Annotated in this window: 23 protein-coding genes and 1 pseudogene; 14 read left to right on the top strand and 10 right to left on the bottom strand. The window is 66.4% G+C overall.

Annotated features, from left to right (window positions below):
* Positions 1-5 precede the first annotated feature (5 nt).
* The 4 genes from AC4JJG_RS14330 to AC4JJG_RS14315 form a co-directional block, all read right to left on the bottom strand.
* Positions 6-1529, bottom strand: coding sequence for an ATP-dependent DNA ligase (locus tag AC4JJG_RS14330; RefSeq protein WP_495398227.1), 1524 nt, complete (start codon positions 1527-1529; stop codon positions 6-8).
* Between the two features lie 21 nt (positions 1530-1550).
* A complete protein-coding gene (locus AC4JJG_RS14325) occupies positions 1551-2189 on the bottom strand; it encodes an MBL fold metallo-hydrolase (protein WP_495398228.1) in 639 nt (212 codons plus the stop codon).
* Positions 2189-3277, bottom strand: a complete 1089-nt coding sequence (locus tag AC4JJG_RS14320) for an S-(hydroxymethyl)mycothiol dehydrogenase (protein ID WP_495398229.1) — start codon at positions 3275-3277, stop codon at positions 2189-2191. Before AC4JJG_RS14320 ends, AC4JJG_RS14325 begins: the two co-directional genes overlap by 1 nt.
* A 115-nt stretch (positions 3278-3392) precedes the next feature.
* Positions 3393-3920 carry a Rho termination factor N-terminal domain-containing protein gene (locus tag AC4JJG_RS14315; RefSeq protein ID WP_495398230.1) on the bottom strand — a complete coding sequence of 176 codons (528 nt, stop codon included), beginning with the start codon at positions 3918-3920 and terminating at the stop codon, positions 3393-3395.
* Between the two features lie 226 nt (positions 3921-4146).
* On the opposite strand from AC4JJG_RS14315, the gene AC4JJG_RS14310 reads away from it, so the two are divergent.
* The gene (locus tag AC4JJG_RS14310) at positions 4147-4692 is read left to right on the top strand and encodes an LppP/LprE family lipoprotein (RefSeq protein ID WP_495398231.1); all 546 of its coding nucleotides are present in this window, start codon (positions 4147-4149) and stop codon (positions 4690-4692) included.
* On the opposite strand, the gene AC4JJG_RS14305 is transcribed toward AC4JJG_RS14310, so the two are convergent.
* Positions 4689-5540, bottom strand: coding sequence for a LuxR C-terminal-related transcriptional regulator (locus AC4JJG_RS14305; RefSeq protein WP_495398232.1), 852 nt, complete (start codon positions 5538-5540; stop codon positions 4689-4691). The two genes, AC4JJG_RS14310 and AC4JJG_RS14305, sit on opposite strands and share 4 nt — an antisense overlap.
* A 100-nt stretch (positions 5541-5640) precedes the next feature.
* Between AC4JJG_RS14305 and AC4JJG_RS14300 the strand changes: the two genes are divergently transcribed.
* The 3 genes from AC4JJG_RS14300 to AC4JJG_RS14290 all read left to right on the top strand — a co-directional run bounded on the left by AC4JJG_RS14300 (position 5641) and on the right by AC4JJG_RS14290 (position 9506).
* A complete protein-coding gene (locus tag AC4JJG_RS14300) occupies positions 5641-7206 on the top strand; it encodes an AMP-binding protein (protein WP_495398233.1) in 1566 nt (521 codons plus the stop codon).
* 115 nt (positions 7207-7321) lie between these two features.
* Positions 7322-7876 carry a DinB family protein gene (locus tag AC4JJG_RS14295; protein WP_495398234.1) on the top strand — a complete coding sequence of 185 codons (555 nt, stop codon included), beginning with the start codon at positions 7322-7324 and terminating at the stop codon, positions 7874-7876.
* A gap of 166 nt (positions 7877-8042) precedes the next feature.
* Complete coding sequence (locus tag AC4JJG_RS14290) at positions 8043-9506, top strand: flavin-containing monooxygenase (RefSeq protein ID WP_495398235.1); 1464 nt, start codon at positions 8043-8045, stop codon at positions 9504-9506.
* Between the two features lie 70 nt (positions 9507-9576).
* Here AC4JJG_RS14290 and AC4JJG_RS14285 read toward each other — a convergent pair whose 3' ends face one another.
* Both AC4JJG_RS14285 and AC4JJG_RS14280 read right to left on the bottom strand, forming a co-directional pair.
* The gene (locus AC4JJG_RS14285; RefSeq protein ID WP_495398236.1) at positions 9577-9963 is read right to left on the bottom strand and encodes a hypothetical protein; all 387 of its coding nucleotides are present in this window, start codon (positions 9961-9963) and stop codon (positions 9577-9579) included.
* A gap of 190 nt (positions 9964-10153) precedes the next feature.
* A complete protein-coding gene (locus tag AC4JJG_RS14280; RefSeq protein WP_495398237.1) occupies positions 10154-11605 on the bottom strand; it encodes an MFS transporter in 1452 nt (483 codons plus the stop codon).
* Positions 11606-11763: 158 nt separating this feature from the next.
* Here AC4JJG_RS14280 and AC4JJG_RS14275 point away from each other — a divergent pair, with 158 nt between their 5' ends.
* Entirely contained in the window at positions 11764-12663 is a 900-nt protein-coding gene (locus AC4JJG_RS14275) for a phosphatase PAP2 family protein (RefSeq protein ID WP_495398238.1), read from the top strand.
* 12 nt (positions 12664-12675) lie between these two features.
* On the opposite strand, the gene AC4JJG_RS14270 is transcribed toward AC4JJG_RS14275, so the two are convergent.
* Positions 12676-13146 (bottom strand): nuclear transport factor 2 family protein, encoded by a 471-nt coding sequence (locus tag AC4JJG_RS14270; RefSeq protein WP_495399567.1) that lies wholly within the window; start codon positions 13144-13146, stop codon positions 12676-12678.
* A 119-nt stretch (positions 13147-13265) separates the two neighbouring features.
* Here AC4JJG_RS14270 and AC4JJG_RS14265 point away from each other — a divergent pair, with 119 nt between their 5' ends.
* Positions 13266-13724 carry a MarR family winged helix-turn-helix transcriptional regulator gene (locus AC4JJG_RS14265; RefSeq protein WP_495398239.1) on the top strand — a complete coding sequence of 153 codons (459 nt, stop codon included), beginning with the start codon at positions 13266-13268 and terminating at the stop codon, positions 13722-13724.
* A gap of 4 nt (positions 13725-13728) precedes the next feature.
* On the opposite strand, the gene AC4JJG_RS14260 is transcribed toward AC4JJG_RS14265, so the two are convergent.
* The gene (locus tag AC4JJG_RS14260) at positions 13729-14226 is read right to left on the bottom strand and encodes an HNH endonuclease (RefSeq protein WP_495398240.1); all 498 of its coding nucleotides are present in this window, start codon (positions 14224-14226) and stop codon (positions 13729-13731) included.
* A gap of 372 nt (positions 14227-14598) precedes the next feature.
* On the opposite strand from AC4JJG_RS14260, the gene AC4JJG_RS14255 reads away from it, so the two are divergent.
* Positions 14599-15045, top strand: coding sequence for an HNH endonuclease (locus AC4JJG_RS14255; protein ID WP_495398241.1), 447 nt, complete (start codon positions 14599-14601; stop codon positions 15043-15045).
* A gap of 130 nt (positions 15046-15175) precedes the next feature.
* Here the strand turns inward: AC4JJG_RS14255 and AC4JJG_RS14250 are convergent, their stop codons facing one another.
* A complete protein-coding gene (locus tag AC4JJG_RS14250; protein ID WP_495398242.1) occupies positions 15176-16453 on the bottom strand; it encodes a hypothetical protein in 1278 nt (425 codons plus the stop codon).
* Between the two features lie 492 nt (positions 16454-16945).
* On the opposite strand from AC4JJG_RS14250, the gene AC4JJG_RS14245 reads away from it, so the two are divergent.
* The 7 genes and pseudogenes from AC4JJG_RS14245 to AC4JJG_RS14215 all read left to right on the top strand — a co-directional run bounded on the left by AC4JJG_RS14245 (position 16946) and on the right by AC4JJG_RS14215 (position 23462).
* A complete protein-coding gene (locus tag AC4JJG_RS14245; RefSeq protein WP_495398243.1) occupies positions 16946-17464 on the top strand; it encodes an OsmC family protein in 519 nt (172 codons plus the stop codon).
* A gap of 48 nt (positions 17465-17512) precedes the next feature.
* Entirely contained in the window at positions 17513-18202 is a 690-nt protein-coding gene (locus AC4JJG_RS14240) for a GNAT family N-acetyltransferase (RefSeq protein WP_495398244.1), read from the top strand.
* Between the two features lie 97 nt (positions 18203-18299).
* The gene (locus AC4JJG_RS14235; RefSeq protein WP_495398245.1) at positions 18300-19469 is read left to right on the top strand and encodes a TY-Chap domain-containing protein; all 1170 of its coding nucleotides are present in this window, start codon (positions 18300-18302) and stop codon (positions 19467-19469) included.
* Between the two features lie 41 nt (positions 19470-19510).
* Positions 19511-19707, top strand: a pseudogene (locus AC4JJG_RS14230) (DUF3556 domain-containing protein); the annotation flags it as partial.
* A gap of 61 nt (positions 19708-19768) precedes the next feature.
* Positions 19769-21517: a SulP family inorganic anion transporter gene (locus tag AC4JJG_RS14225; protein ID WP_495398246.1), complete on the top strand. Its 1749-nt coding sequence runs from the start codon at positions 19769-19771 to the stop codon at positions 21515-21517.
* A 126-nt stretch (positions 21518-21643) separates the two neighbouring features.
* Positions 21644-22261: a hypothetical protein gene (locus tag AC4JJG_RS14220; protein WP_495398247.1), complete on the top strand. Its 618-nt coding sequence runs from the start codon at positions 21644-21646 to the stop codon at positions 22259-22261.
* 40 nt (positions 22262-22301) lie between these two features.
* Positions 22302-23462 (top strand): alkaline phosphatase family protein, encoded by a 1161-nt coding sequence (locus tag AC4JJG_RS14215; protein WP_495398248.1) that lies wholly within the window; start codon positions 22302-22304, stop codon positions 23460-23462.
* The last annotated feature ends 27 nt before the right edge of the window (positions 23463-23489 follow it).

Here is a 23489-nt window from a genome sequence, read left to right as displayed (position 1 = left end):
GAACCTCACCCGCCTCCCGCGGGCAACAGCTCCCGGACGGACTCGATGGTGTCGGCCTCGGCAGGCGTCTTGTCCGGCCGGTAGCGCACGACGCGTGCGAAACGCAGCGCCACGCCGCCCGGGTAGCGACTGCTCCGCTGCACCCCGTCGAGGGCGATCTCCACGACGACCGCGGGTCGCAGGTGGACCGTGTAGTCGTCCCGATGCGTTTCGTACTCCGGCAATTCGGCGGTCTGCCAGCGCAGCAGTTCGTCGGTGAGCCCCTTGAAGGTCTTGCCCACCATGATCGGTGGTCCGCCGTCCGGGTCGCGGGCGGCGAGATGGATGTTGGAGAGCATGCCACTGCGTCGTCCCGAGCCCCACTCGACGCCGATCACCACCAGGTCCAGGGTGTGCACGGGTTTGACCTTCTGCCAGCCTTTACCCCGGCGGCCCGCGGCGTAGAGCCCGTCGAGCGATTTCACCATGACGCCCTCATGTCCGGCGGCGAGCGCGTCGTCGAGATGCCGTTGCGCGACATCGGAATCCGGATCGCGTACCGATGGGATACGAAGATCCGGTGCGACCGAGGCCAGCGCGTCGAGCCGGTCGACCAGCGGTCGATCGATCAGGTCGACGCCGTCGAGGTGCAGGCAGTCGAAGAAGAACGGGCGCAGCACGGCGTCCTCGGAGCCTGTGGTGGATCCGAAGCGGCTCATGGTGTCCTGGAACGGCCGCGGCCTGCCGTCGGCATCAAGGGTGAGCGTTTCGCCGTCGAGGATCACGCTGGTGCATGGCAATTCACGCGCAACAGCAACGATGTCCGGCACCGCGCCGGTGATGTCGCGGAGTGTCCGCGTGAAGACTCGGACGTCGGAACCCTGCCGGTGCACCTGGATTCGGGCCCCGTCGAGCTTGAAGTCGACCACCAGTCCCGGCCCGAGCGTCTCCACGGCCTCCGCCAGTGACGACCCCGGCGAGGCCAGCATCGGGAACACCCCTCGCCCGACCTCGACGTGCACGTCGCGCAGCGCATCGGGGCCACCGTGCAGGGCGAGCAGCGCGGTCTCGGGCAGCGAACCGGTGAGCATATGCGCGCGGCGTACCTCGTCGGCGGAATGGTCGGAAGCCAGCGCGATGGCATCGGCCATCACACCGGCGAGCGCCCCCTGACGCAGTTCGCCGGTCACGAGCCCGCGGAGGAACCGGTGTTCGGATTCGGTTGCCGCACCGAAGAGATCGGCGAGCAATTCGCGACGGGTCGTCGCCGAACCGGGTCCCGCGGCACCGGCCAGCCGGCGCAGGATCTCCTCGACCGCGGCGACCGTGAGGACGGCATCGGTTCCGGCCTGCGCCTCCAGGGCCATCAGGGAACGCCATCCGACGCCGAGTTTGCCCTGCCGGGTCTCCCCCGTCAGCCACGCGACGACCGACTCGATCTCACCGGGGTCCGCATCACCGAGCACCGCGGCCAGTTCGGCGGTTTTCTGCTTGCGGGAACGGGTGGCGGCCACCGCATTCGACGCCTCGACGATCCGCGAGAGCCTCATGCTGCCACGGTACTCACCCGCTCAGCTGCCGCGCTTGATCCATTCCTCGAGATGCGGGGCCTCCTCGGCGATCGACGTGCTGTCGCCGTGTCCGGTGTACACCCGGGTTTCCGGATCGAGTGTGAAGATCTTGTCCCGGATGGACTCGATGATCGTCGGGAAGCTGGAGAAGGATCGTCCGGTCGCGCCCGGGCCGCCCTGGAAGAGCGTGTCACCGGAAAACAACGCTCCGGCCTCCGGTGCATGGATCACCGACGACCCGGGCGAATGGCCGGGGGTGTTGATGATCGTCAGCTCGGTACCGGCGATCGGGATGCGCTGTCCGTCTTCGAGATCCCCGTGCGCTACGCCCGGGTGGGTGTCGTTCCAGAGCATGTCGTCGCCCGGATGCAGCAGGATGGGCGCACCGGTGGCGGCGGAGAGTTCCGGCGCCACCGTGATGTGGTCGTTGTGGCCGTGGGTGAGCAGGATCGCCTTCACCGTCCGGTCGCCGACCGCGTCCAGAATCGGTTGTGCCGCATGGGCGGCGTCGATGATGACGACTTCGCTGTCGTCTCCGACGATCCAGATGTTGTTGTCGACGTCCCAGGTTCCGCCGTCGAGGGAGAACGTCCCCGACGTGACCACGTTCTCGATGCTCAACGATGCCGAGGGCGCCATCAGATCTCCACCACCGAACGCAGGACCTTGCCCGCCTCCATGGCCGAGAACGCGGCCTCGATGTCGTTCAGCCCGATCCGCTCGGTGACGAACTTGTCGAGCGGCAGCCTGCCCTGTTCGTACAGGTCGATCAGCATCGGGAAGTCACGCTCCGGCAGGCAGTCCCCGTACCAGGACGACTTGAGTGCGCCACCGCGCGAGAAGAAGTCGACCAGTGGCATCTCCAGCGTCATGTCCGGCGTGGGCACACCGACGAGCACCACGGTGCCGGCGAGGTCGCGTGCGTAGAACGCCTGCTTGTAGGTCTCCGGGCGACCCACCGCATCGACCACGACGTCGACGCCGTTGCCGTCGGTGAGTTCCTGGACCGCGGCCACCACATCGTCGACCTCGGCGCCGTTGATGGTGTGGGTGGCGCCCAGATCGGTCGCCCAGTCGAGCTTGTTCGGATCCCGGTCGATGGCGATGATCGTCGTCGCGCCGGCCAGCCGCGCCCCGGCGATGGCGGCGTCACCGACACCGCCGCAGCCGATGACGGCCACCGAGTCGCCGCGGCCGACGTTGCCGGTGTTCATCGCGGCGCCGAGACCCGCCATCACACCACAGCCGAGAAGCCCGGCGACCGCCGGATCGGTCTCCGGATTGACCTTGGTGCACTGCAATTCGTGGATCAGGGTCTTCTCCGCGAAGGCCCCGATGCCGAGCGCCGGGGTGAGTTCCGTGCCGTCGGTGAGCGTCATCGGAACGCTCGCGTTGAAGGTGTCGAAGCAGTACCAGGGACGGCCACGCTTACAGGCACGGCACTGACCGCACACCGCGCGCCAGTTGAGTACCACGAAATCGCCCGGCTCGACGTGGGTCACGTCGGAGCCGACGGCCTCGACGACGCCCGCCGCCTCGTGCCCGAGGAGGAACGGGTACTCGTCGTTGATGCCACCCTCGCGGTAGGCGAGGTCGGTGTGGCAGACGCCGCAGGCCTTGATATCGACGACCACGTCACGCGGTCCGGGATCCGGGATCACCACATCGACCACCTCGGTCGGCGCGCCCTTGCTCCGCGAAATGACTCCCTTGACGGTCTGCGACATGCCGCTGACTTCCTTCCGCACGCGCGCGTGCCTGTGATGGCCACCGGTCGTGCATCCGGTGACTCCGACGACCCCAGCCTAGACAGGTGTCCAGGAGGAGGCCAGTGTTCTGGTCCTACTTGTCGAGCGCGGCCAGCAGTTGGGCCTTGGTCATCGACGAATAGCCCTTCACGCCCTTGCTCTTCGCGGTCGAGCGAAGCTGCGCGACCGTCGGCGTCGTGCCCGCGGATTTCTTCGCCGCGGTCTTCGTGGCGGTGCTCTTCTTCGGCGCGGCCTTCTTCGCAGCCGGCTTCTTCTCGGCAGCCTTCTTCTCGGCAGCCTTCTTCGGGGCGCTCGCGGCCGGCTTCGCCGCCGCCTGCTTGTCGGCAGACGCGGCCCCGGCCGTGATCGCCTTCTTCGCCTTCGGCGCGGCGATGGCCGTCTTCGGCGAGTTCCCGCCGATCGACTTCTGCGGTGCGTCGTCCGTGGGAATGCCCGGGACGACCTGTGCGATGAACTTCCGCAGTTCGGTCCGGAGCGCCGCCGCGTCCTGCTCCGCCTTCTTGACTCGTTTCTTGGCCTGACGGTCGACGCGGGCGACCTCCACCCGCAGCCGCTCGACCTCGTTCTCGAGACGGTCGATCAAACGCTTCTTCTTGCCCATGTCACTCTCCCTTTGTCGATCGGCTGATCTCCGCCGGATAACGCAGATGGGGCCCACCCTAGGCGATTTGCGCGTTGGTGCCGGTAGATCGACGCCCGCGCCGCACATCTCGAATCGGTATCTCCGCCTGCACAGGGGTCGTGCTGCTTGTAGCGTCGCTCACGAACGGGGTATCGACGGCGACCCCATCTCCGGGATCACCGCGCTTCTGGCGAGAGGAAAACCCATGTCCCACCGTCGTTCACGGCTCTTTCTGGCGGGTGCCGCCGCCATCACCATGCTGACATCCGGTCTGATCGCCCCCGCCGTCACGGCGGCCCCGCATCAGGCAACTCCGAAACAGGTCGCAGGTACCGCGGGCAATGGCTGGTGTCTCGACCCGTCGTCGCCCGAGGTGAAGCGCGGCCTCCGCGTCGTCGGGCCGCCGCTCGGTCGGCGAGATCTGCACTGGGTGCTACGTGATCGCACCAAGGCCCGCACGCCCAACTGTCCGTCGTTGATGTGGGCGCAGTTCGACACCAGCGGCGGCACCGGCTCCTCGCCGTCGGCCGTCCTGCTGTTCCGTCCCGGAAAGTTCCTGCGCACCACCAACAAACCCACCGCGTTCACGTCGGTGACCGGATCGTCCCCGTTCTCGGTGACGGTCAGCTATCGGTGGCTGCGGAACAACGACTCCACGGCCAATCCCACCGGCGGCCCGACATCGGTGATCTTCCTGGGCCTGTGGGACACCGTGTTCCAGTTCGGGACCTTCCCGCCCGGAGTCCGCTAGCCAGGTAGCAGCCCCGCACGGCGTGCCGCCACCACGGCCTCCAGCCGGGTGGCGGCACCCAGCTTGCCCATCGCGTCCCGCATGTAGCCCTTGGCCGTCTGCACACCGATACCGAGTGCGTCGGCGATGCGCGCGTTGCTGTATCCGATTGCGGCAAGGGCCAATACGTCGCCCTCGCGGCGAGTCAGACAGATCGCACGCTCCGCCGCATCCGGATGCGGCGTGCCGTCGAGCAGGATGTCGGAGATGCGGTCGATCTCGTGGATCAACTCCGTGTCGGACACCGACTGCTCCAGCACGCGGAGCCGCCCGTAGGCCTCGGTGAGGCGATCGTGCAGTGCGCCGACGATCGGGTCCCGCCCGTCCGCGCGCGCCCGGGCCGCCCGTGCCGCGACGATCTCCTGTTCCAACGCGCGGGCCTCCTCCGACAGCACGTCGAAGGTGCGTTCGCCGATCGGATCGTCGGTGTGCAGGGCCCCGTACAGAACGGCGATCGGGGCGCGATCCACCACGACGGGTGCGGCAACCATGGCCCGCAGGCCCTCGGTGGCGATGATCGTGTTGTAGCGGTGGGTGATGTCCGGGGTGCGCAGGTAGTCGTCGACGACGACCGGCCGGTTCACACTCATCACCTTGCCGCCCAGACCGTGCCCCACGGCCACCGACAATCCGGACAGCGCACCACGGGTCGCGCCGACGAAATGTTCGAGGACCAGCGACGGTGCGGCCCGCCCTCCGCGGGGCAGCACCGTGCCGGCGAAGGCCAGCGAGACCCCGCTCGCACGCCGTACCCGCCGGAGCGCGTCGGTGACCAGGCCGCTCTCCTCCGTGGCCACCGTCTCGTTCATGACTCCTCCAACACCCGACCCCTCTTTCGGGGGTGTTCCCCGGCCCATCCGGCGGGGACACTGTGACTCAGCTTACCCAGCAGTGGTCAGGAGATACCTCATGTCGCACAGCACCGATACCGACCGGACCGTCACGGAGTCCGTCGGCGAGTGGCTCGAGACCTTCGGAGCGCCGGACGCGAATGCCGCGGAGTTGCTCGTCGACCGGCACGATCCGGCAGCGGTCGCCTTCACGACCATCGACACCGACGGCGACGACCTGCGCGTCGTCGACCTCACCTACGGGGAACTCGCGGACGCCTCCAAGCGGTTCGCGACCGCGCTCGCCGGCATGGGCGTGCGCCGGGGCGACACCGTCGGCGTGCTGATGGGCAAACGTGCCGAACTGGTCGTCGCGCTGCTGGCGATCGCACGCCTGGGCGCGGTCTACATCCCGCTCTTCACCGCCTTCGCCCCGCCGGCCATCGAGATGCGGCTGACCGGCGGCAAGGCCCGCGTGGTCATCACCGAACCCGGCCAGGCCGAGAAGCTCAACGACATCGACGGTCTCACCACCGTGGTGGCCGGCCCGCAGTTCGACGAACTCGTCGCGAACAACGAACCGATCGCCGAATCCGTGGCGGTGGGCGGCGACGGGCCGCTGATCCTGTTGTTCACCAGCGGCACAACCGGTTCCCCGAAGGGCGTGCCCGTTCCGGTACGGGCGCTGGCCTCCTTCAGCTGCTACATGCACTACGGCCTGGACGTCACGGCCGACGACGTGTTCTGGAACGCCGCCGACCCCGGCTGGGCGTACGGCCTGTACTACGGAATCCTCGGTCCACTGGCCACGGGTCGACGAAACCTGTTGCTACATGCGGGATTCTCCGCCGAGCTCACCGCACGCATCATGCGGGAACTGGGCGTCACCAACTTCGCGGCCGCACCCACCGTGTATCGCACGCTCAGCAAGGATGCCGCCTTCGGGGGCATCACACTGCGCCGCGCGTCGTCGGCAGGCGAGCCGCTCACCCCGGACGTGATCGATTGGGCGCGTTCGGTTCTGTCCTGCGAGGTCCGCGATCACTACGGGCAGACCGAGCACGGCATGTTCATCAACAACCACTGGCATCCCGACATCGCCGAGCCGCTGGTGCCCGGTTCGATGGGCAAGCCGATGCCCGGATTCGCCGCCGGGATCGTCGACGGACAGATCGCCATCGACGTACCCGCCAGCCCGATGATGTGGTTCGACGGATATCTCGACGCACCGGAGAAGACCGCCGGACGCTACTCCGAGGACGGGCGCTGGTACCTCACCGGTGACACCGGCCGCATGGACGAGGACGGCCGCTTCTTCTTCAGCGCCCGCGACTACGACGTCATCATCATGGCCGGGTACCGCATCGGACCGTTCGACGTGGAAAGCGTGCTCATCACGCATCCGTCGGTCGTCGACGTCGCGGTCGTCGGGCGCCCCGACGACCTGCGCGGCGAAGTCCTCGAGGCCTTCGTGGTGCTCGCCGACGACGTGCCCGGTACCGACGAACTCGAACGCGAACTGCAACAGCTGGTCAAGACGGGCTTCGCCGCGCACGCGTACCCGCGGACGGTGCATTTCGTCGACGCCCTGCCGAAGACCCCGTCCGGCAAGATCCAGCGGTTCCTCCTCCGGAAGCAGCAGTAGGCCACCCGCCACTCGAGACCACAACCATCGCGGACCGAATCTGTCCGCATTCCCCCATAGCGTGATCGGTGAACCGGGGCGCGGGACCCCGGTCATCACCACAAGGGGATTCATCATGGCCGGCACGTATACCCAGACCACACTGTTCGTCGATGTCAGCGGAGAGAAGGACGATCTGCTCACGCTGCTCGCGGATCAGCGCGCGATGTTCCTGATGACGATGCGCGACCTCACCGACGACCAGGCACGGCAGCGCACCACGGTCAGCGAACTGACCCTGGGCGGACTTCTCAAGCACGTCACCAAGGTGACCGCGGGTATCGCGAACGAACTCACCGAACGGGACGAGAGCGCCGAGGTGGACCTCGCCGAACTGGGTGACGCCTACGAACTACGCGCCGACGAGACCCTCGATGCGTGGCGGCAGGCCTACGACGAGGCGACCGCCAGCCTCGAGCGGGTGGTCGCGGACATGGACGATCTGTCCGAACTGATCCCGCAGGCGACCGCGCCGTGGGCACCCGAACGCCAGTGGTGGCCTGCGCGCAAGATGGTGCTGCATCTGCTGCGCGAAGTGGCCCACCACTCGGGCCACGCCGACATCATCCGCGAAGCCATCGACGGCCGGACCACGATGGCAGCACTCACCGAGGGACAGGACTGGAGCTGATCGTCGTTGTGCGGTGTGGTCTCGATATGCGGCGGGCTCGCTACGCTCGCTCGCCGCTACTCGACCACCGTCCCCGGCCCGCCGATCGAGTAGCCACCGAGCGCAGCGAGGCGGCGTATCGAGATCCGCCCACGGCAACGCCCGGACCGTCGTAGTGTGCAGAGGCATGACGAATGCGGACGACGTCGACGACGTCATCATCATCGGCGCCGGGCTCTCCGGTATCGACGCTGCGTATCGGTTGCGTGAAGAGAATCCGGGATTGCGGTTCCTGATCCTGGAGAGGCGGGACCGGATCGGCGGGACCTGGGATCTGTTCCGCTATCCGGGCATCCGCTCGGACAGCGACATCTTCACCCTCAGCTTCCCGTTCGAACCGTGGCGCAGGCCGGAGGCTCTGGCCGATGGGCCGCACATCCGCGAGTACGCGGAGAACGCGGCGGCCGAACACGGCATCACCGACCACATCCGGTTCGGGCAGCACGTACGGACCGCCGACTGGGATTCGGCGACCGACACGTGGACGCTCGCGGTGGACACCGAGGACGGCCCGGGCACGTATCGCTGCCGATTCCTGTACTTCGCCACCGGTTACTACGACTACGACGATCCCTACACGCCGCGCTTCGCGGGCCGCGAGGACTTCGCCGGTGAGATCGTCCACCCGCAGCACTGGCCGGAGGATCTCGACTACGCGGGCAAGCGGATCGTGGTGATCGGCAGTGGCGCGACCGCCGTCAGCATGATCCCGGCACTGGCGCGTACCGCGGGTCACGTCACCATGCTGCAGCGCTCGCCGTCGTACATCGCGTCGATGCCGCAGGGTCAGAAGTTCTCGGGGCTGATCCGGAAGATGTTGCCGCCCGGCGCGGCACACCATGTCATTCGTGCGCGGTATGCCACTCAGACCGCGGCCATCGTGCACGGCCTGCACCGCTTCCCGAAGATGGGCCGCAGGATCCTGCGCGCGAACATGAAAAACGCTCTGCCCAAGGATTATCCGGTGGACGTGCACTTCAACCCGACCTACGACCCATGGGATCAACGGCTGTGCATGGTGCCCGACGGCGACTTGTTCAACGCCATCGGCGAGGGCTCCGTGGAGATGGTCACCGACCACATCGACCGATTCGACGAGACCGGTGTTCGTTTGACGTCCGGTAGACATCTCGACGCCGACGTCATCGTCACCGCGACGGGGCTGCAGCTGAAGGCCTTTGGCGGCATACGGATTCGGCTCGACGGCGACGAGGTGAAGCCCCACGACCGATTCGTCTTCAAGAGCCACCTCCTCGAGGATGTCCCCAATCTGGCATGGTCCGTCGGCTACACGAACGCCTCCTGGACATTGCGGGCCGACATGACCGCGCGTGCGGTGGCGCGACTGCTGTCGTTCATGCGCGGACGGGGTTACACCCACGCCTACCCCCACCTGGGTGAGGAGCCGATGCAGGCCCAGCCGCTGTGGGATCTGAAGGCCGGATACGTCCAGCGCGCACCGGAGGCATTGCCCAAATCCGGGACCAAGGGGGCATGGGTGGTGCGCCACAACTATTTTCGCGACGCCATCAATCATCATCTCGACGACGTCGAGGAGTCGATGGTCTTCGGGCGTGTGGGCGAGCCATGACCGGCACGGGTGAGTGGACGGAATCGGCCGGGGAGCTCGATTCCGCCCACTCACTGCACGCACCGTCACGCTAGGCGAGGCACAGACTGCCCAGATTCAGTCCTTGCCCGACCGTCACATTGGTGGTGCGTACGGTGAGGCCCTGACGGGCCCGCAGGATGTGGTTGCCCGGGGTGGTGGGCGTCCACTTGATGCTGGCGATGCCGCCGGACGGTGCGATGCCACCGCCGCCGATCACGACACCGTTGTCGGTGAAGACGACGAGCTGATTGGTCGTCGCCGACGCAGTCACGTCGTAGGAACAGGTGGTGCCGAACCGTCCACCGGCACCGGGGTGAGCGGTGATGCTGGTGACGGCGGCATTCGCAGGGGCAGTGGAGACGATGGCTGCGGCCACCGCTCCCAGGCCGGCCGCGGTGATGGCCGCGGCCCGGGCGCGTTTCGATGAGTTGAACATTTTCTTTCCTCCCAGGGATGTGCGGGCAATGGGTGTTGGTGGTGGTCCCGCACGCCATTCAGAGTGGTATGTGCACTCGCACAGGTAACGCGCAGAGCACCACGCGAATTCGCCGAGCAGCACTACTCGGACCGAAACAACTACCCGCGGGCCGTCCGGTAGCCCGCGTGCAGCGGGCGTGCGTCCGGAGTCAGCGGGCGGAGACCCGATTGGCGATGACGTCGGCGAGGGCGACGACGAATGCCACCATCACCAGCCCGATGGCGGTCAACAATCCGACGCGGAAGGCGTAGGCCCAGTCGCCGTGACTGCCGGCCACCCGTCCGAAGAAGACCGCACCGACGAGAGCGATGCCGGCTGCCGAGCCGATGCGCTGACCGGTCTGCAGGACACCGCCCGCGATGCCGCCCTTCGTGACCGGCACATCGGCCAGTGTGAGCGTCACATTCGGTGAGATCACCAGACCCGAACCGATACCGGCGACCAGCAGCGGAAGCGCAGCGGCCCAACCGACTTCGCGCCCCGGGAACAACTCGACGGCCAGGACGGTGCCGAACAATCCGATCAGGACCAGCACCAGTCCCCAGACGATCAGCGATCGTCCCCAGCGGGTGACGATGTTGCCGCCCACTCCGGCCGACACCGCCGAACCGAGCGCGAACGGTGTCATCGCCACACCGGCGAGCAACGCCGAATACCCCAGTCCCTGTTGCACATACAGGGTGAAGATGAAGAAGATCGTGGTGAATCCCGCGAAGTACGAGAGGCCGACCAGACAGCCGAGACTGTACGAACGCAACGCGAACAGGGACAGGTCGACGAGCGGGCTGCGGGCGGTGCGCATTCGCCGGCGCTCCCAGAGCACGAACGCCACGAGAAGGACCGCCGCGACCGGCATCAGCAGCCACTTGCCGTTGCCGCGCCACTGCTCCTGCTGCACCAGTGGCAGCATCACGGCGAGCACCGCCGCGCCGAGGAGTACCACGCCCACCGGATCGAACGCGCCGCGCATCGCCTGCCTACCGGACGCGGGTCGCTCGGGAATCAACCGGACCGCGGCGACGAAGGCGAGTACTCCGATCGGCAGATTCACGAAGAAGACCCAGCGCCAACCGTCGGTGGCGCCGAAGATCTGGATCAGCACGCCTCCGAGCAACGGCCCGACGGCCGTCGAGATGCCGATGGTCGCCGCGAAGAGCCCGAAGGCCTTGCCGCGCTCCGCACCGCGGAACAGCATCTGGATGAGCCCGGACACCTGCGGATTGAGCAGTCCGCCCGCCAGCCCCTGGACCAGGCGCGCGATCACCAGGGTCTTCGGTTCGGGAGCGAGCCCGCACGCGGCCGAGGCGAGTACGAACAGGACGAGCCCGACCAGGAAGATGCGTTTGCGGCCGCGGGCATCACCGATGCGTCCGGCCGGCACCAGGAACAGTCCGAAGGCGAGGGCGTAGCCGGAGACGACCCATGACAGGTCGGCCTCGTTCGCGCCCAATCCCTTCTCGATGGACGGCAGGGCGACGTTCACGATCGAGACGTCCAGCAGCGTCATGAAGCCGACGATCAGACAGACCCCGAGCGCTTTCCAGCGTCGCGGGTCGGGTGTGTAGTCGGCTGCCGGATCGGCGGTTGGTTGCGACGTCACCGTGCTCCCTCCCTTACGCGGGTGCCCGACCCGAATCCACCGTAGCGGCGTGCCGCGTCATCCACGTGACCGACGGAAAGTAACGATCCGAGCGCGGTGACAGACACACCAGCGGACTCGCCGGGTCCCCCTGCCGTCGACTCTCTACCCTGGAGCAAGTGGTTACATCGACATCCGTGACGCGACGAGCGTCCACCCTCCGCGCGATTCTGGTCGCGCTGGTGGGATGTGGGCTGGCCACAGCCGTGTTCTTCGTCGCCGTACGCACCTCCCCGGGACAGCTCGTCGACCAGAAGCTCTTCGACGCCAGCCGCCACGCCCCGATCATCGGCGTGATCCCGTCCGTGCTCAGCGCCTCGGTCGTCTCCAATCCGCTGCTCTGGGTACTTCTCGGCATCGTCGTCCTGCTGGCCGCGCAGGTTCGCCTCGGGTCGTCACATGCGTCGATGGGCCGACGTCTCGCCTGCACGGCCGCGCTGTTCGCGTTCATCCCGCTGGTCGTCCTGGGGGCGCAGTATCTCCGCGACGACATCCTGGAACGACCGCTCTTCCATGAATGGATCGAGGCCACCGGCAACTCGGCGCCCAGTGGGCACGGTGCCGCCGTCACCGCGTTCGTCGTGGTTCTCGTCCGGGCCGTGCCCCCGATCCTGCGGCCGTTGGCGATCGCGGCGGGCGGCACCTGGGCCGCGACCATCGAGTTCGGCGTGATCGCCGCCGCCTGGCATCGCCCGAGCGATGTCATCATCTCGACGTTGCTCGTCGCCGGACTCGGCGCCCTGCTCCCCGACCCGCATCGAGGCACCGCACGACGCTGGGGCTCGGCACCCGACTGGCTGGCCGCGGTCGTCGTGGTGATCGCGACCCCCGTCCTGGTCGCCTCCTGCTTCCCGTCGCCCGCGCCCATCGCCGTCTCGGCCTTGGTGGCCGCGGTCATGGGTGCCGCACTGGTCGTCGGCAGCCCGCACACCGGCCGCCGCATATCCGAGCCGGACGACACCGTGATCGACGAGTGGGACGCCCCCGCGCCACGACGTGAGCCGGCCTTCGTACGCTGACCGGATACGGACTCAGGTCGCGAACGTGCCCGGGCTGAGAGTCGCCCCGTCGGGCAGCGGTTGACGCAACGCCCAGCGTTCGGTGAACACGCAACGCGACATCTTCCACTCGCCGTCCTCGATGACGTACTCGTCGGCGTACTCCCCCGTGGTCAGCGTCTCCGTCCGGTCGATCATGTTGATCTGCCGGAACTGCAGCGACCACGCGCCGATCGCGGTGTCGTCTCCGGTCAGGGTGATGACCGGATGCGTGCCGTGGTGCATATCGAAGATCGCGTACCGGCCGTCCACGCGGTGCAGCGCCACCCTGCGGAAGATCTCGGTCATCGGGTCCGCATCCTCGAAGGCACCGAGCCTGCCGTAATCGATGTACGCGCCGGTACGGATGAAGCAGTCCCGAAACGTCTTCGGGTCCTTGGCATCACAAGCGCGCCAATAGCGATACTTCAATTGCTTGATGGCGTCGATGTGCTCATGGACCATCGGATCAAAGGGTGACACGCGCTCTCCTCCGGCGGATACGGATCGTGAACCCGATTCTGACAGCACCGGTTTCGCGCACGGGCTGCCTTCGCTAAGTTAGCGGGGCTAAGATGCGCGGTGTGGATCTCGATCTGGCGTACGAACTGCACAATCTGGTGCACACCCTGGACCTTGCCGCCGAGCGACTTCTCCGTCGGGAGCGTCTGAGTTACAACCGGTACATCGCCTTGATCATCATTTCCGAGAATCCGGGGTTCACCGGCCGTGAGCTCGCGCGCGCACTGCGGATCAGCGAACCGTCGACGAGCACCCTGGTCCGCAAACTCATTGACGCCGAGTATGTCCGGGACGAGTCGCCTGCCGGGTCCGGCAATATCCGGCACCTCTCGATCACGGACGAGGGCATCGCCAAACGCGACGTCTGCACGCGACTGCTCAAGAACGAACTCGGCGTCACCGCGTCCCGCACCGGTATCGACGCACGCGAACTCGCACAGACGATTCGCGACCTGCACGAGGCCGTCCTGGCCAAACAGCCCGCGGAATTCGATCGCAGCTGGACGCCCGGAGACGACTGACCACTCACCCCGTGGCGTGACCCAGCGCGAACATTTCCCAGACCTCTTTCTGATCCGCGGCCCACGGGTCGTAGACGAACGGGGCGTGCCGCAGCGCCATGCCGGCCTGGCGTGGGGTGCGGTCGGCCTTGAATCCGTTGCAGGACTTGCAGGCCGCCACCTGGTTCCCGAATGTGCTCGGCCCGCCCACCGACCGCGGCACGATGTGGTCGACGGTGTCCGCCGGACCGTCGCAGTACGCGCAGTTCCACTGATCGCGCCGCAGGATGGTCGCCGACGACGCGTAGGAATCCATCGACTTCCCGGCGAACGGCCGGTAGGCGTCACGCCGGATGGCGACGACCTTGTGGATCGGCTGAACGACGCTCGGCGAGTGGACAACTCGGACCACCGGTGTGCCCTCGACGTTGCGAGCGACCTCCGTGGTCAGCAGGATCGCCGCGCGACGCCACGTGACGCGCGCGAGAATCTGGAGTCCCGCGTTGGTGACGAAAATGGTCATGGCCGGTTCCTCAATACGGTGGCGAACAGTGCGAGCGCGCCGACCGTCGGACATCAGCCTCGGAGAGCGCAGGGGTGGATGGTGCCGGGCTTCGGTTTCCGGCAGGTCAATTCGCCACTTGTGACGGTGAATTCGCCCATCTGCGCTTCCTCCTCTCGCATGCATCGTGTGTCGGGTCAACGTATGTCGGGTCGTCGGACCCGCCAAGTCGGAAGGTAGTCCCGATCATCCGGACAGTCCAGTGAATTCCCGGTGTGTTCCGCGCTCGACCCTGACGGGACCGAACGTGCCCGAGAGATCCTCCGCTCCGGTTACCCGTTCACCCCGCAAACGCGATACTCACGGCGATACACCGAGCGCCAGTGTCTGGCAGTGTTCTATCGGGACGGATTTCTCGATCGCTACTCGGGAGATCGGCTCGTACACCCCGCGGTGCTGCGCACGCTGTCCCTCCACCTACCGGAGGACTTCCCGTTCCACCGCAACGGGAAACTGTCCCACGGACACTTCGCGTTCTGGGAACTGTTCCCGTCGATCGATCACGTCGTACCGGTGACCCGTGGAGGCGCCGACGAAGAGACCAACTGGGTGACGACGTCGATGCTGCACAACTCCGCGAAGTCTCAATGGACGCTCGGTGAACTCGGCTGGCAGTTGGTCCCCGCAGGCGACCACTCTCACTGGGGCGGCTTGAGTTCATGGTTCGTCGAACACATCGGCAAGCATCCGGAACCGTTGTCCGACAAGTACGTTTCTCGCTGGTATCGCGCGACGCGCGACATCGGTGCCACGATGCGGGGACCCACGAACGGGCAATAGGTTGACGCACGATGGCGCGCTGGCCGTCTACTCGGCGGACGGTCAAGCGTACGTGGTCGGTCAAATGCGTGAGGCGCACCGAGCGCGTTGCACTGCTAGCGCGTGCGTGCGCACACGGATGAGACGAGGATCATTCTGCGGCCTCATCTTTCTTGTGCCGATAAGCCCTCCGCTCGGCGGCGGTCTGCATCCACTTTCCCGCTCGTCCAACGCCATCAAAGCCGTGATCAACAGCTTTTGTACCGACCGCTCTCACACCGGTAGCCGCCAACTTGGCGCGGTCCCCCAGCTCCGTAATAGCGTCTCTGATCCCCGGCGCCTCAACATCTGACCACCCAATTACCTGACTGCGCCGCGCGGACGCGTAGCGGTCAAGGTCTTCGCGTAGCGACACCATGTTCCGTTTCAATTGGCTTGTCGCACCAAATCTGGCGATCTCCAACGGCCGGATCGTCGCGAAGGCGTCGAGCGTGATTCTCGCGTCGACAAGGATTTGGCCGTCTTCATCAGCATGGCTCCGCAGCGCCTCTCGGGCTGACTGCACTACATTCTCGAGGTGATCGGCCTCCGTGTCCGCAACGCGCGAGACCCTGAGTCGTTGCCACTGGTAGTACGCGTCCTCGGCAACCAGAAGGAGCTGCATACTCTCGCCGATTCGATCAGTACTGACGATTGAGTCGAGGTATTTCGCCCGGTCCTGTATCGGCTTGGTGGAGTCGAAGCCGTCCAGACACTCTCTGACATGCGCGCGCAGCTTCTGGACGGTTACCTCCAAGGCAGGACCTAATGAGGCGACGGCATCCCAGTCGGTCGACGTGAGCGAGTCGTGCCGATCGAGATAATCACTCAAACGCTTGACCGCCATATGCTGCCCGAGAACATCTCCCGCCCTGTCCGCCTTGGCAAGTGCCAGTACCTCATCCACCTTGCCCTCGACACGTTCCACCGCCTCTTCCACCGACGCGATCGCGGTCTTCAGGGCCATTTGGACGGCAAGCATTTGTACTGCCATCGCCTGTGACGGGCCGACGGGAACCCGCTGCCACTGCAATTGGCCGGCAAACCTTCCATTGGCTTGCACAACAGTCATACGGTTGAAACCAGGTATCCCCGGGATTACTCGATGCTTCTTCAGCAGGTCCACACTGTGCGGTGAGAGTCGGACATACTCGCCCCGCTGCGCAATCGAACTGGCTATGCCGGCCGCTGTAGCCGTAAGGTTCGCCGCCTTCGACGAAGTCATTGCCACTACACCCGCGGAGTCCCCCACCACCGACCGGATGTAGTCGATGTAGGCATTGACCGCGTCCGCGTCACCGGCCAGCACAAGACCCGAGTCATCTTCATGGACGACGAGATCGCCCGCGATTTCGGGCATTGACGGAATAACGGACTCTGAGTGCTTCACAGTCCGAATAGTCGCAGATATGGCTTCTGACCGCCACGCCTCCGGCCTCCGATGATCCGGCCGATGAACACACTGCGACCCCGCCGCGACGCGGTGGTCTACGACGGGGTCACATGGCAGGGGCCCGGGAGCTTCCGTTGCCACACCCCGACTCATCGACGATCCGCGATGGGTCGCGGTCTGCACAGCGGCTTGCTCGCCTCACCCGTGGACTCAAGAGCGTCTGTCGCTCGATCACCTACGAGACTGCCCTATCGATCTGCACTGTGGGTGAACTCTTCCTGAGAACTGTCTTCGATTACCCGTCGTCCCCGCTCAGTGCGTCCGGCCGGGCTGAAGCGCAATGGTTTTCGTCTACCGGACCTACACCGAAAGGACGACGGCCGTCCCGCAACCCTTCAGCTCAGCCTGACCCTGAACAGAGCCAAAGCGCGCCAACCGGTCGGATAGTGGCGGAGGGAGCACCGAAGTCCACACAACTCAGGGAGCACGATGACCGACACCGCAACCCGCCTCAACGACGTCGACATCGAGTCGATCGGCGCCCTGGTGGCGACCATTCAGGACAACCCGGACAAGGCGCACACCACCTGGGCCGCGCACGTGCAATGGAAAGGTGCGTTCGCGTCCGAAGCGAGGGTGCGTAACTTCGCGCCGACCCAGTCCGACGAACCGGCAGCCCTGGGTGGAGGTGATTCGGCGGCGAATCCGGTCGAACAGCTGTTGAGTGCGCTCGGCAACTGCCTTGCTGTCGGATACGCCGCGAATGCGACGGTCGCCGGCATCGAGGTGAGGGATTTGCGCGTGGACCTCAAGGGCGACATCGATTTGTCGGTGTTTCTCGGTCTCGCCGACGGCCATGCCGGCTTCGACTCCATCACCGCCACCGTCAGCATCGACTCCGATGCACCCCGCGATCAACTCGAGGCTCTTCATGAGAAGGTGCGCGCGAGTTCGCCGGTCGGTCACACGATCGGCAATGCGGTCCCCGTGGACATCCGGCTCGGATAAGCGCTCGCGCGCATCGCACCCCTGCGACGGTCGGGTAGCGTCGATGTGGTGGTCAGCGGCACTACACATCCTCTCGACAATCCGGCATTCGCGGCGCTGACGGGCCCGCACGCATCGTTGGCCGAACGACACGGGAACGCTGTGCGCTACCTGACCGACGTCTGTCCGATGGCGGCACTTCCCGCCGATCCGTCGGCGGCGGACTGGGCGGACCTCGCGGCGTTGATCGGTCCCGGCGCGTCGGTGTTCGTGCCGGTCGTCGATGTCACTCCTCCGGCCGGCTGGGACACGAGGTTCCAGATGCCCGGCGTCCAGATGGTGGATGAGCGCGTGGCGGCCACCCCCGACGACGAAGCCGTCGAACTCACGGCCGCGGACGTCCCCGAGATGCTCGATCTGGTGCGGCGCACCGACCCGGGTCCGTTCCGCAAACGCACGATCGAGATGGGTACATATCTCGGCATCCGGCGCGACGGTGACCTCGTCGCCATGGCCGGTCAACGTCTCCATGCTCCCGGATGGACCGAGATCAGCGCCGTCTGCACCGATCCCGCGCACCGGGGCCAGGGACTCGCCGGCCGGCTCATCAACGCTGTCGCACATGATATTCGAGAACGCGACGAGACGCCGTTCCTGCACGCGGCCGCCACGAATACCGGAGCGATCAGATTGTACGAGCACCTCGGGTTCGACCTCCGCACGAAAGTCAGTTTCCAAACATTCGTGGCACCGCACTAGCAACCTGTGGACAACTCCGTCCGGCAGCGCCGGGATTGTCGCCGTCCGTACCTAGCGTGCGAGGCAGTCCCATCCCTGCTGCACCCCCGGAGTTCTCATGTCCACCACCGACGCGGCCAACCTCTGGCGGCCGTTCATCGACGACCTCACCAAGCGCCTCAGCACATTCGGCACGGGTTCGTCGCTCGGCATCATCGTCCGGCCACACGACCGCGAACACCCGTTGCTCGAGTTGACCTACACAACCTCACTCCGACTCCGATGCACGATCGCCGACGCGGATCTGCCCGCACGACGGCCCGAACCGACGCGCCGCATGCGCAGCCGTCTGCTCCAACTCGGCTGGAATCACTTGCCCCGCAAACAGGTTCACATCCACGAGGTCGGCCGGACACAGCCCGTGGCACTCGTCGGCCTGATCGTCCGTACCCTCCAGGACATCTGGGACATCACCGATCCGCGTGACGTGTCCGTCCGCGAACCCGATCTTGTTCTCCCGCCACCGAACATCGACGGCGACCACATCACCCGCTCCGAGAGAAGTGTGGTGCCGTGCTGTTCGGATCACCTGCTCGAGCTCGCGCGCACCGTCCTGTCCGCCGAGACCCGACGGGAACTGACGATCGACAACGGCTCCGTGGTCCTACCGCACACCGACGATGCACCGTCGCACGTCTTCGCGACTGATCCGGGTCCCTTTCTGGTCTTCGCGACCACCCTGACCCATCGGCTCATCGAGCCCGCGGTGTTGGGTGCGGCCATGGTTGCGCACTCGCGGCACTGGCCGGACATGTCGGTGATGGTCGGCGACGACCACGTGTACGTCCAGCGGGTCGTCGACTGTGCGGTCTTTCATCCACGCAATCTGTCCGTGGCGTTCGCCCGGTGGCGAAACTTCCTGAACACCACGGCATGGTCATTGATCGTGGAGCTGAATCCCGGCCCGCCAGGGGCACACTCGTGCGCTCACAACGCCGTGCCGATCGGCCTGCAGACACTGCTCGACCTCCATGCAGAGAGTCCTCTGACCCCACAGCGGATCGCACATCTGACCAATAACAAGGCCGACCGGATCCGCGACTACCTCCGTGTCTGTAGCGAACAGGCCGATGGCTGGCGCACCACCGCAGCACAGGTACGGCGCTTCGGAAACGAGTCCGAGATGGCATTGCACAGCGGTATGTTCCAGTACTTCAACGAGTTTGCCGTCCTGCTTCGGCAGGCTCTTCTCCTGGTCGACGATCACCCCGAAAGCGGCTCGAGATGATGGTGATCCGGCGAACCGCGCTCATGGCATCGCTGCACAAGCGGTGCCGGTTCGAGCCGGGCGAGGTCCGGATCGTGCTGCTCGACGCCCAGCCGATCCACCGGCAGACTCAGCAGTATCGCCTCATCGATCCTGCCGTCCGCGAGTTCGAGCGCGGTTACGTCAGGGTCGCCGATCTCGTGCCTCGCAGCCCTGGGACGACGAAGTGCCGATCACCGTGACACTCCGGGTCGACTAGTCGCGAACGCCGATATCCGTGTCTCATCACGTATGTAGAGGTGACGGGAGATAATCTGCGGATGCCCGAGTTGATGCGATTGCTTCCCGGAGTCGAGGTCGCCCGTACGTACCAGCGCTCGTACCTGCGCGGCGATCTGACCGCGGGCATCGTGCTCACCGCGCTGCTGATCCCGGCGGGAATGGGATACGCACAGGTCGCCGGGCTCCCGCCGGTGACCGGTCTGTACGCCACGATCATCCCGCTCATCGTGTACGCGATCGTCGGGCCGTCACGCATCCTCGTATTGGGTCCCGACTCGTCGTTGGCGCCCATCATCGCCGCCTCGATCATCCCCCTCGCGGCGGTCGACTCCGAACGAGTCGCGCTCGCCGGCCTGCTCGCGATCGAGGTCGGCATCGTCATGGTCGTCGCCGGCCTGCTCCGGCTCGGCTTCGTCACCGACCTGCTCTCCAAACCCATCCGCATCGGCTACCTCAACGGCATCGCCCTCGTGGTGATCCTGAGCCAGTTACCCAAGCTGCTCGGGTTCTCGGTCGAGGCAGACACCATGTGGGGCCGGATCACCGGCATCGCCGAGGACATCGCGAACGGGCGAATCGACTGGGGCGCCGCCGGTATCGGGCTCATCTGCCTCGCCGTGATCGTGGCACTCCGCTGGTGGCGCAAGACCGTTCCCGGTGTCCTCGTCGCCGTGATCGGCTCGATCGTCGCCGTGTGGATCTTCGGGTGGCAGGACGATCTCCCGGTCGTCGGTGCCATGCCACGCGGATTGCCCGGCCCCGCACTCGGTTCCATCACGATGGATGACGCCCTGAGCCTCGCCGGACCGGCGGTCGGCATCGCGCTCATCGCCTTCGCCGACACCAGCGTGCTGTCGCGGACCTTTGCCGCCCGCGGCGGACACACCGTCAACGGAAGCCAGGAGATGGCGGGTGTGGGCACGGCGAACATCGCGAGCGGTCTCCTGAGCGGCTTCCCGATCTCGGCGTCGTCATCCCGCACCGCCGTTGCCGAACAAGCCGGGGCGCGAACACAACTCGCGTCTCTGGTGGGTGCGGCACTCATCATCGTGTTCATCCTGGTGGCCCCCGGGATCACCGACTATCTGCCCACCTCGGCCCTGGCCGCGGTCGTCCTCACCGCGGCCGCCGCACTCATCGACATCCGGGGAGTGGTCGAGCTGTTCCGCGCACACTGGGTGGAAGGTGCGCTGGCCGTGGCCGCGTTCGTCGGCGTCGCGACCGTCGGTGTGCTGGAGGGCATCCTGGTCGCCATCGCGCTGTCCCTGGTCGCTTTCGTCAATCAGGCATGGCGCCCCTACCGCACCGAACTCGGCCGGATCCCCGGTCTGCGCGGGTACCACGACGTGACCAGCTACCCGGAGGCCGAACGCATCGACGGTGTGCTCATCCTTCGTTTCGATGCGCCCCTGTTCTTCGCGAACGGCGGCATGTTCGACGACTTCGTCCGCGCCCGTGTCCGAGAGGCCTGGTCGAACGGCCGAACGCTGCACACCGTCATTCTCGCCGCCGAGCCGATCACCGACATCGACGCCACCGCCGTCGACGAACTGGTCGAACTCGACGACTATCTGCGGTCCCAGAACATCACGCTGATCCTGTCGGAGATGAAAGACCCGGTGCGGCGACAGCTGGCTCGCTATCACCTGACGGTCGACGGGCATCCCCGCTTCGACGAGTCGCGCTTCGCACCGACCACCGGCGCCAAGATCGACGAGATCACCGGGAGGCTGCGCACCGACATCGACGGCGAGCCGGACAACGGGGTCGCCGACTCCCCTCGCTGAGCGTGTCATTCGACCGGACGACTCTGGCTGTGAATCCTCTCCCGAAACGCCTCCGCACGGCGCCGGATGCACACTTTCGGGCTACATTCGTCGCGTACTGAGCCCCGAACGATCGGACCGCCACCCATGAACGCACCGCAGCAGCCCAACTTCCCAGGACAGGGCCAGCCGTACGGCGCGCCAGGCCGGCCGGGCCCCGGATACCCACAGCAGCAGGGTTCGCACCAGGGTTATCCGCAGCAGGGGCAACCTCAGCCGGGCTACGGTCAGCCCGTCGCGGGCGGTTATCAGCAGCCGACGCAGGCTTTTCCGGGGAACCCGGCAGCGCCCGGCGGCTACGGTCAGATCCCCGGTGGCATGCAGGGCATCGCGCTGACCACCAAATTCTTCCCCCTCGCGTGGATCTTCCTGCTCATCAAGCCGGTCGTCGTCGTCGACAATCAGCAGCTGCCCGCCGAGGGGTGGGGGCGTCGAGAGATCCCGCTCGCTCCCGGACAGCACCACGTTCACGTGCATACCCCGTACTTCCTTCCGCCGAAGATCGGTCCCGCCGACGCCGTCATCGACGTCGCGCCGCAGCAGATGGTCGAGGTCGAATACCGGTCACCGCTGTGGACCTTCAGCAAGGGATCGCTCGGTGTCGGCCCGCAGAAATGGAACGGCGCCGGCGCGATGATCGGGTTCGCCGCCCTGATGTTCGTGCTGATTCTGATCATCGTGCTCCTGCCGCTCCTCGCAGCCTGAACGGGCCCGCACTCCTCGCCCGAGCCTCTACGGTGGCGTCATGGACCTTGACGAAGTGCCGCCCACCGCATGGTCGGGATACGCGTCGTTGGCCGATGTGCTGCCGAGCATCGACGCGGCCCTCCATGGCCAGTCGACCGGAGCGGTACCGATACCGCCCACGCGCGATGCCGTCGTCCTCCTCATCGACGGCCTCGGGTCGGTACTGCTCGACGAATTCGCCTCACATGCACCTACTTTGACCGCACTGCGGTCGTCGGTGCTGCGGGCCGGATTTCCCGCGACCACCGCGACGAGCACCACCAGCCTGATGATGGGCGCCCCGTGCGGTAGCCACGGCATCATCGGATATGCGTTTCGCCCGGCTCCCCGAGGACGCATGCTCAACGCTCTGCGCTGGACCTTCGACCGGTCCGACGGGCCGTCGGCTCTGGATTCTCTTGCACCCGAGGAGGTTCAGCCGCTCGGCGGGATTCTGACCGACATGGCCGCCCGCGACGTGGAGGTCACCTACGTGATGCCCGGCATGTTCGAGGGCTCCGGACTGACCCGAGCAGCATTCCGGGCACCCGGCACGTTTCGGGGCGCGCAGACCCCGGAGGAGATCCGGCAACAGGTCGCGGCGGCTTTCGAATCCCCGACCCGAAACGCTCGGCTCGTGTACGCGTACTGGTCTGAACTCGACATGGCGGGCCACCTGCATGGGCCGGGCTCTCCGGAATGGGTTGTCGCACTGGGCAAGGCCGACCGTCTGGTCGCCGAACTGGCCGACGAACTCCCGGCCGACACGGTGCTGGCGGTGACCGGCGACCACGGCATGGTGCAGGCCGGTGAACGCATCGACATCGACACCACCCCGGGGCTTCTCGACGGCGTCGACATGGTGGCCGGTGAGATGCGGGTCCGCCACCTGTACACCGATCCCGGAATGGCCGCCGACGTACTCGGAACGTGGCAGGAGGTCGTCGGACCGCATGCCCACGTGGTCGGCCGGACACAGGTGCTCGACGAGCAGTGGTTCGGACCGGCCGTCACCGACGAGGTGCGTCAACGGATCGGTGACGTCGTCGCCGTGGCACGGAACACCACAATCCTCACCCGTTCACTGACCGATCCCGCCATCGAGAATTCGATGCCCGGGCATCACGGCGCCTGGACGGCCGCCGAACAACTCGTTCCGCTTCTTCTCCATCAGGGCTAGCTGAGCTGGGGCGCAGCACAATTGACG

The sequence above is a fragment of the Gordonia sp. B8661-1 genome, assembly GCF_059427765.1.
This window is presented reverse-complemented; position numbering and strand designations above follow the sequence as displayed.